The sequence below is a fragment of the Luteolibacter yonseiensis genome, assembly GCF_016595465.1.
In the GTDB taxonomy this organism is placed as follows: Bacteria; Verrucomicrobiota; Verrucomicrobiia; order Verrucomicrobiales; family Akkermansiaceae; genus Luteolibacter; species Luteolibacter yonseiensis.
Genome location: NZ_JAENIK010000002.1, coordinates 179,684 through 189,235, shown reverse-complemented (window position 1 = coordinate 189,235; position 9,552 = coordinate 179,684). Strand labels below are relative to the sequence as shown.

Sequence of the window (9,552 nt, the reverse complement as noted above, 5' to 3'; positions counted from 1 at the left end):
CCGGTTATGCTCCTCCTCTCTCCACGATCCTTTCCACCCTTTCCACCCTTCCCTCTCTCCTCCCCCCGCACAAAAAAAGAGCCCGGCTCCCTTTTACAGGAGCCGGGCATATACCTGGCGACGACCTACTCTCACAAGACCTATCGTCTCACTACCATCGGCGCTGCGGCGTTTCACTTCCGGGTTCGGAATGGGACCGGGTGGTTCCACCGCGCTCTGGTCACCAGAGGGCAATCCTGGAGCCAACTTCCATTGGCGCAAAACTGAATCTCTGACGATCTGAGCTATGTCTTTGTCGACGGTCAAGCGGGCTTCGTTCCCTTCGCCCGCTCCCTGACATCCACACGGAGTTTTCAATAATTCCAAAACCTGATTTCCTCAGGTCCATTCACGGTCTCTTGTCTTCACTAATTCAAAAATAGGAATCAAGCCAAACGGATGATTAGTACTTCTCGGCTGAATACGTTACCGCACTTACACCTGAAGCCTATCAACGTCGTAGTCTTCGACGATCCTTTGGGGAAAATTCATCTTGGGAGCAGCTTGGCGCTTAGATGCTTTCAGCGCTTATCTGTTCCATACTTAGCTACCCGGCCATGCCCTTGACAGGACAACCGGTGCACCAGAGGTATGTCAATTCCGGTCCTCTCGTACTAGGAACTGAACCCCTCAATTTTCCTGCGCCCACAGAGGATAGAGGACCGAACTGTCTCGCGACGTTCTGAACCCAGCTCGCGTGCCGCTTTAACCGGCGAACAGCCGGACCCTTGGGACCTTCTCCAGCCCCAGGATGCGACGAGCCGACATCGAGGTGCCAAACTTCATCGTCGATATGAACTCTTGGATGAAATCAGCCTGTTATCCCTAAGGTACCTTTTATCCGTTGAGCGACGGCAATTCCACATTCAACCGCCGGATCACTTAGGCCTACTTTCGTATCTGCTCGACTTGTGGGTCTCACAGTTAGGCGGGCTTATGCCTATGCACTCGACACACGGTTACCGACCGTGCTGAGCCCACCTTCGCGCTCCTCCGTTACTCTTTGGGAGGATACCGCCCCAGTAAAACTGACCGGCTGACAATGTCTCTCGCCCGGATTCACGGGTCGAGGTTAGATCTTCCAACACCCAAGGGTGGTATCTCACTGGCGACTCCGCCATCCCCTAAAGGATGGCTTCAAAGTCTCCCACTTATGCTGAGCATGAAAATCGAAAAACCAATGACAGCTTACAGTTAAGGTCTATAGGGTCTTTCCGTCCTTCTGCGGGTAGGCGGCATCTTCACCGCCATTACAATTTCACTGAGCACCTGGTTGAGACAGCGCCCAACTCGTTTCACGATTCGTGCAGGTCGGAACTTACCCGACAAGGAATTTCGCTACCTTAGGACCGTTATAGTTACGGCCGACATTCACGGGGACTTGGGTTCAAAGCTTCGCATTGCTGCTAACATCTTGCCTTAATCTTTCCGCATTGGTCACGTGTCACATCCTATACTTGGACTTGCGTCTTGGCAGAATGCTGTGTTTTTGCTAAACAGTCGGTTGGGCCATTTCACTGCGGCCTAGGTAAACCTAGGCACCCCTTCTCCCGAAGTTACGGGGCCAATTTGCCGAGTTCCTTAACCAGGGTTCACTCTTACGCCTTGGTATATTCTACCCACCCACCTGTGTCGGTTTACGGTACAGGTTCCTTAGCATACACCGGATCTTTTCTCGGCACCTTCTTTGGTAATGCGGATCGGCCGTAGCCTCACCTCGGAATTCAATCACCTAGTTACCTCCAAAAATGCGTCAATCCGGGTTAAGGGTCGGAAGTGCAGGAATATTAACCTGCTGTCCATCGGTTACGCCTGTCGGCCTCACCTTAGGTCCTGACTAACCCCGGGACGAAAATCGTAGCCCGGGAAACCTTGGGTTTACGGCGGACGGGGATCTCACCCGTCTTATCGTTACTCATGTCTGCATCCTCTCTTCTTGATACTCCACGGTCAGTCGCCATCGCGCTTCAATGCAATCAAGAATGCTCCTCTACCGCTCCCGTCCCCAGGGACGGAAGCCCAGAGCTTCGGTATAACGCTTATCGCCAATCATTTTCGGCGCGGAATCTCTCGATGAGTAAGCTATTACGCACTTTTTAAATGGTGGCTGCTTCTAAGCCAACATCCTCACTGTCTGTGAAATTCCACATCCTTTCCACTTAGCGTTATTTAGGCACCTTAGCTGCTGATCAGGGTTGTTTCCCTTTTGACGATGAAGCTTATCCCCCACCGTCTCACTGCCGCGTTCTGTTGAATGGTATTCGGAGTTTGATAGGGGTTGGTAGACGGGTATGCCCCCTAGCCCTTTCAGTGCTCTACCCCCATTCATAAACACGCGACGCTGCACCTCAATGCATTTCGAGGAGAACCAGCTATCACGGGGTTTGATTAGCCTTTCACTCCTACCCTCAGCTCATCAGAGAATTTTTCAACATTCACCTGTTCGGTCCTTCACGCAGTATCACCTGCGCTTCAACCTGGCCAAGGGTAGATCACCTCCGCTTCGGGTCTAGCACGTGCAACTAAGGTCGCCCTGTTCGGACTCGCTTTCGCTTCGCCTCCGTCCCCTAAGGACTTAGGCTCGCCACACATACTAACTCGCAGACTCATTAAGCAAAAGGCACGCCATCATCCCCGAAGGGACTCTGACACCTTGTAGGCACACGGTTTCAGGTTCTATTTCACTCCGCTCACAGCGGTTCTTTTCACCTTTCCCTCACGGTACTTGTTCACTATCGGTCGCTAACTAGTATTTAGCCTTATGCCGTGGTCGGCACAGATTCATACGGCGTTTCACGTGTGCCGTATTACTCAGGAACTCCCTAAGGCCTCGTTGGATTTCGGTTACGGGGGTATCACCCTCTGTGCCGGAACTTTCCAGTTCCTTCACCTATCCATTGAGGTCCCATGACGGGGTCCTACAACCCCGGGAGCAAGCTCCCGGTTTGGGCTGATCCGCTTTCGCTCGCCACTACTGACGGAATCGATTCTCTTTCTTTTCCTCCGGTTACTGAGATGTTTCACTTCACCGGGTATCGCGTCTTCTTTCTTAACTTCCCATATGATCCTAAGATCGGGCTTCGGAAAGAAACGATGGCTTATTAAAACCACCAGGTTACCCCATTCGGAAATCTCCGGATCAAAGCGTATTTGCCGCTCCCCGAAGCTTATCGCAGCTTAACACGTCCTTCATCGCCTGTTAGCACCAAGGCATCCACTGTGTGCCCTTTAAAGCTTGATTCCTAATTGAAATCAGCCACGCGGACTTTTCCTTATCTTCCGATGAGGATAGTTTCCACGCTTTGCAGGTCTTTCGACCTGCCTACTGCCGGCATCTCTGCCGGCTTTGCCGTAAAAATTGATGTATTTGGGAATTAGAATATATTCAAGGACCGCTAAGAATGGCTCTTTATGAGTCATCAATATTTATTGCAGTCTTGAAATTATTTGTTTCTCCATGTGGATGTCAAAGAGCGGACTCGTTTTTTCAGTATGGAACTTCAATCTCTTCGGTAATGGAATGGTGGGCCTGATAGGACTCGAACCTATGACCCCCGCCTTATCAAGGCGGTGCTCTAACCAACTGAGCTACAGGCCCATTTGGATTCCACAAAGCGTTCCCTCCGTTGCCGGAGTCCGAGGCGCTTCATGAAAGATGGTGGAGGTTAACGGATTCGAACCGTTGACATTCTGCTTGCAAAGCAGACGCTCTACCAACTGAGCTAAACCCCCTTTACCGAGGGTGCCCGTTTCACGGGGTGGTGTTGAAGTGAGGAGAAAAGATTAAATTGTGCACTGCGTAACCTATCAATAAATACACAGTTGCGTGGTTTTTTGGTTTGGAACATCCTGCGATGTTCCGGTTTTAAGTGTTTCAGGTGTCTAACTTGCGTTTTGACAACCCCATCCCCCGTTGCCGGGAGCGGGGTCTCGACCTTTCACAGGGACCGTGAGAACGGTTTGTGAATTTCTCCGTAGAAAGGAGGTGATCCAGCCGCAGGTTCCCCTACGGCTACCTTGTTACGACTTCATCCCAGTTACCAGCTACACCTTAGGACCCTACCCCCTTGCGGTTGGTACGGGCACTTCGGGTGCGACCGGCTTCCATGATGTGACGGGCGGTGTGTACAAGACCCGGGAACGTATTCACGCCGTCGTAGATGATACGGCATTACTAGCGATTCCAACTTCATGGAGGCGAGTTGCAGCCTCCAATCCGAACTGAGCCCAGTTTTGCAGATTTCCTCCACCTCGCGGTCTCGGTTCTCATTGTGCTGGGCATTGTAGTACGTGTGCAGCCCAAGGCGTAAGGGCCATACTGACCTGACGTCGTCCCCACCTTCCTCCCAGTTGATCTGGGCAGTCTGACTAGAGTTCCCACCTTCACGTGCTGGCAACTAATCACAAGGGTTGCGCTCGTTGCGGGACTTAACCCAACATCTCACGACACGAGCTGACGACGGCCATGCAGCACCTGTGCAAATTCCCCGAAGGGTCACGCGCTTTCACGCGCTTAGAGATGCATGTCAAGCCTTGGTAAGGTTCTTCGCGTTGCATCGAATTAAGCCACATACTCCACCGCTTGTGCGGGTCCCCGTCAATTTCTTTGAGTTTTAGTCTTGCGACCGTACTTCCCAGGCGGCACGCTTAACGCGTTAGCTCCGGCACAAGGGGGGTCGATTCCCCTCACACCAAGCGTGCACCGTTTACTGCTAGGACTACAGGGGTATCTAATCCCTTTCGCTACCCTAGCCTTCGAGCCTCAGCGTCAGGAATTGTCCAGTAGCTCGCTTTCGCCACGAGTGTTCCTCTTGATCTCCACGCATTTCACTGCTACACCAAGAATTCCAGCTACCTCTCCAATCCTCAAGCACGGCAGTATCGGATGCAGTTCCGGGGTTGAGCCCCGGGATTTCACATCTGACTTACCGCGCCGCCTACGCTCCCTTTACGCCCAGTGATTCCGAACAACGCTCGGGACCTTCGTATTACCGCGGCTGCTGGCACGAAGTTAGCCGTCCCTTCCTCTTCTGGTACTATCAATCATGTCCGCTATTAACAGCCATGCCTTACTCCCAGATGACAGGAGTTTACAATCCGAAGACCGTCATCCTCCACGCGGCGTTGCACCATCAGGGTTGCCCCCATTGTGAATTATTCTCGACTGCTGCCACCCGTAGGTGTCTGGACCGTGTCTCAGTTCCAGTGTGCCTGATCGTCCTCTCAGACCAGGTACCCGTCGTAGCCTTGGTGAGCCGTTACCTCGCCAACAAGCTGATAGGGTGCGAACCAATCCTTCAGCGACAGCCTTGCGGCCACCTTTAATCTTGCGATACCATGGGGTATTAATCCAAGTTTCCCTGGGCTATTCCCCACTGAAGGGCATGTAATTCACATGTTACTCACCCGTGCGCCACTAAACCAGAATTGTATTACTACTCAACTGATCCCGTGCGACTTGCATGTCTTAAACACGCCGCCAGCGTTCGTTCTGAGCCAGAATCAAACTCTCCGTAAAAATGATCTGATCTTTCAGATGCCGTCGCCGGCACCCGCGATTCAAATCGGGGTTGTTGACTTCAAGAGCCAACTTCCGCGCACTGTTTCGATATTGAAACCAGATGCGCAGCGCACAATTTAATCTTTTTCCTCTTCCCAGCGATATCATAGTCTGCTTACGACCGCCTTGCTTGAAGCGTCGGAATCCTTCGCAGGACTTGAATCCTTCGCAGGATCCACCGGTTCACTTTCTCACTTGGCACGATTACCGCTGAGCCATACTGTCAAAGAGCTTGTTTCGAGGGGACTAAAAAGCCGATCGGGTGGTTTGCACCGCGATCGACCGTCTGTCTCTCGGTCGCCCTCCGTCGTGGCGACGGGGAGACCCTAGATTGACCGGCCGCCCCCGGTCAATCCATTTCGTGATCATTTTTATTCTTCAGCCGACGAGGTTGTCGCAATTGACTGAAAATAAGATTTTTACGGGAGACATTTTTTTGACAACCCTCTCGGCCTTTCGACTGACAGCGACGAAGACGACCCTGGTCCGCAACCCGGAATCATGGAGCGCAGACCCAGAAGTCATAATGAGGCGGATCCCCTGAGCACAGACACATCTCCTTCAATTTCAAGGTTTCCCCACCCGGCAGACTGCATCTTTTTGCCAAGCTGAGACGGCCTTCGGCAGGCGCGGGGCCAGATGGCCAGAAAACTCCCACGCCAAGCAGCAAGGGAAGTATCGCCGTCCCTCGTGCCAATGGCAGATCATTTCCGTCGAGGAGGATTACCTGCACCTTGTTCGGCTCCGGCGTCTCATCCAGCGCCTGTTGATGCGTCGCGGGCAAAGGGATGACATCATATTTCATCGGGTTTTGGGGTTCTTACGATCATAGGACCCTCCTACCGGATTCCCAGACAAAACCGCACCTGGGGAAACCATCGTGTTGCCTCATCGGAGGGCCCAGGATGCCCCCCTGCCGAGCCCGCGCGTTCCACGTTCTATTGCCTCTTAATTACTGAGGCCGCGGCCCATGCCTGCGTTGATGGTAGAATCGATAGAGACTCCGCACCCGTGGAGGAGCACACCCTTCCGCCGCACCTGCCGGAGCGAATAGCGTTGGAATCGGGTCCGGTGGTTGGACCCGCCAATACCTCCTGTCTCTCCGGGACAGAAGATGAACGAAACCGCGCTTGACCGGGTGCCTGTCGACCCATCCCTGGCCATCAGCCTCCGGATGGCACCGCCTTCCTGCCCCAGTCGGAATCACCGCAAAATCCGCACAGCATTTGAGAGGTCATGCCGAGCACCCGGTGATGGTTTTTGTTGGACTGAGGTCGTGAACGTCCTCGCTGTCACCATCCTCGTCAGTTCCTGCCTGGCTGGAATCTTCGTCATCAGTTTCGCAGCGGAGGCGCGCAGGTCACGTCGGTCGAGCTTGGAGCGGGACTCGTTGCTGCCACTCGACACGCCTCCGGCTGCCACGAAGCGGACGCACCTTTCTTGAAATCATTTCACCAACATCATGCCCACCACCTCCATCACCTACGACGACAAAACCGTACGGCGGTTCATGACCGCATCAATCTTCTGGGGCATCATCGGCATGCTGGTGGGAGTGCTCGCCGCGACCCAGCTGTCGTGGTGGCAGATGAACGGCAAATTTTTGGAAATGCTCAGCTTCGGCCTGTTGAAATCCGAGGGTCTGTCCTACATCACCTTCGGCCGCATCCGGCCCCTGCATACGAACGCGGTGATTTTCGCCTTCGTCGGAAACATGGTTTTCGCCGGCGTCTATTACTCCACCCAGCGGCTCTGCCGGGTGCGGACGGCTTCTGACTGGCTTTCCCGCATCCACTTCTGGGGCTGGCAGCTGATCATCGTGGGGGCGGCCGTCACCCTGCCCGCGGGCCTCACCCGAGGCAAGGAGTACGCCGAGCTGATCTGGCCGTTGAACATCGGCGTCGTGGTCATCTGGGTGATTTTCGGAGTGAACTTCTTCTGGACACTGGCGAAACGGAACGAGCGCAGCCTCTACGTTTCGCTGTGGTTCTACATCGCCACCATCGTCACCATCGCGATGCTGTATGTGGTCAACCACCTGTCGCTGCCCACCTCGCTGGTGCATTCCTACCCGATCTTCGGCGGCGTCCAGGACGGGTTGGTGCAATGGTGGTACGGCCACAACGCCGTCGCCTTCTTCCTCACCACGCCGATCCTCGGGATCATGTATTATTTCCTGCCGAAGGCGGCGGACCGCCCGGTGTATTCCTACCGGCTTTCCATCATCCACTTCTGGGCGCTGGTCTTCATCTATATCTGGGCGGGTCCCCACCACCTGCTGAACACCTCCCTGCCACAATGGCTGCAGACATTGGGAATGCTGTTCTCCCTCATGCTGTGGGCTCCCTCATGGGCGGGCATGCTCAACGGACTGCTGACATTGCGCGGCGCATGGGACAAGCTGCGCACCGACCCGGTCATCAAATTCTTCGCCACCGCGGTGACATTCTACGGCATGGCGACCTTCGAGGGCCCGCTGCTTTCCATCCGCGCGGTGAACGCCCTGTCCCATTACACGGACTGGACCATCGGCCACGTTCATTCCGGAGCGCTCGGCTGGAACGGATTCATGGCGGCGGGCATGTTCTACTGGCTCGCACCGCGCCTGTGGAAAACGAAACTCTGGTCCACCACGCTGGCGAACATGCATTTCTGGATCGGCCTGGTGGGCATCCTGCTCTACGTCGCCGCGATGTGGGTGGCGGGCATCACCCAGGGGCTGATGCTCAGCGAAACGAATCCCGGCGGCGCCACCCTGAAGTATGAATTCGTCGAGACGCTGCGCTCCATCAACATCCACTACGCCCTCCGGGCGTTCGGCGGCACGCTTTACCTTGTCGGCTTCCTGCTTGGTGCGGTGAACATCTACATGACCGCCCGCAGCGGAAAGGCCACGGACGACACTGTGGAGGTGGAAATCATGGTCACCGGGAAAAAGCACCGCATGACACTCAAGGAAGCGTTTTCCGGAGACCCGGTGATCTACCTCGTATTGTCGCACCTTTTCATGGTCCTGTGGTTCTTCCTGCCCCCGCACGCGGACAAGGCGGCGCTGCTGGTCGCGATCGGCCTGGGAATCAAGGGCGTCATCGTCTTCCGTGCGAATCCGGGAAGCTGGGCGACCTACTTCTCCCGCCTTATCGAGAACCACCTCCCCTTCACCATTCTCATCTTCATCACCGCGGCGGTTGGCGGCGTGGTGCAGATCATCCCTTCACTGCTCGTGAACCGCGCGGCGAACGTGGAGGACCGCGTGCAGGAAATCTATACCCCGCTCGAGCTCGCCGGCCGCGACATCTATGTGGCGGAGGGTTGCTACAACTGCCACTCGCAGATGATCCGCACGCTGGTCCCCGACGTCCTGCGCTACGGACCCGGGCCGACCGAAGGATACAGCCGCCTCGGCGAGTCCATCTACGACCACCCTTACCAATGGGGTTCCAAGCGCACCGGGCCGGACCTCTCCCGCGAGGGCGGAGCACTGGTGACCGGCTCCACCGTCATGCGTCTCGGAAAGCGCGACAACCTGTGGCACTTCAACCATCTCATCGATCCCCGCCAGACCTCGCCCGGTTCGAACATGCCTCCTTACGCGTTCCTTTTCGAGGCCAAGGCCGATGTGAAATCGCTGCCAGGAAAAATCGCCGCACAATCCACACTGGGAGTGCCATGGCCCGCGATGACCAAGGATGCGATCGAACAAAGCGCCCGCGACCAGGGATTCGAGATCGCCACCGCGCTGGTCAAGGCGGGAGCCTTCCTCCCCGGCAAACCGGATCTCTCTCCCGAGCTCCTGCGCCGCGAGCTCGCGGAAACCGAAGGCGTGGCGCTCATCGCCTACCTGCAGAAGATCGGAGCCTACCACACCGTCGGGAAACCCGCGCTGAAACCAGCCCCCGCCCTCGATCCGGACGCCACCCGTGCCACCACCCGCTAACCGAAAAACCACCTCC

2 protein-coding genes, 2 tRNA genes and 3 rRNA genes are annotated in these 9,552 nt (G+C 55.5%); 2 read left to right on the top strand and 5 right to left on the bottom strand.

Going from position 1 to position 9,552, the window contains the following annotated elements; all coding sequences use genetic code 11:
• Nucleotides 1–112: 112 nt before the first annotated feature.
• From rrf to JIN84_RS01655, 5 genes are all read right to left on the bottom strand, one after another.
• A 5S ribosomal RNA gene (gene rrf / locus JIN84_RS01675) occupies nt 113–228 on the bottom strand.
• A 193-nt stretch (nt 229–421) separates the two neighbouring features.
• Nucleotides 422–3,280, bottom strand: a 23S ribosomal RNA gene (locus tag JIN84_RS01670).
• Nucleotides 3,281–3,560: 280 nt separating this feature from the next.
• Nucleotides 3,561–3,637: transfer RNA gene (locus JIN84_RS01665), tRNA-Ile, on the bottom strand.
• A gap of 58 nt (nt 3,638–3,695) precedes the next feature.
• Nucleotides 3,696–3,771: transfer RNA gene (locus tag JIN84_RS01660), tRNA-Ala, on the bottom strand.
• A gap of 246 nt (nt 3,772–4,017) precedes the next feature.
• Nucleotides 4,018–5,557: ribosomal RNA gene (locus JIN84_RS01655) — 16S ribosomal RNA — on the bottom strand.
• The 16S, 23S and 5S rRNA genes sit together here with 2 tRNA genes alongside, the layout of an rRNA operon.
• A gap of 1,318 nt (nt 5,558–6,875) precedes the next feature.
• Between JIN84_RS01655 and JIN84_RS01650 the strand changes: the two genes are divergently transcribed.
• The gene (locus JIN84_RS01650) at nt 6,876–7,043 is read left to right on the top strand and encodes a hypothetical protein (protein ID WP_200349278.1); all 168 of its coding nucleotides are present in this window, start codon (nt 6,876–6,878) and stop codon (nt 7,041–7,043) included.
• Between the two features lie 18 nt (nt 7,044–7,061).
• Entirely contained in the window at nt 7,062–9,536 is a 2,475-nt protein-coding gene (gene ccoN, locus JIN84_RS01645) for a cytochrome-c oxidase, cbb3-type subunit I (protein ID WP_200349277.1), read from the top strand.
• Nucleotides 9,537–9,552: the final 16 nt, after the last annotated feature.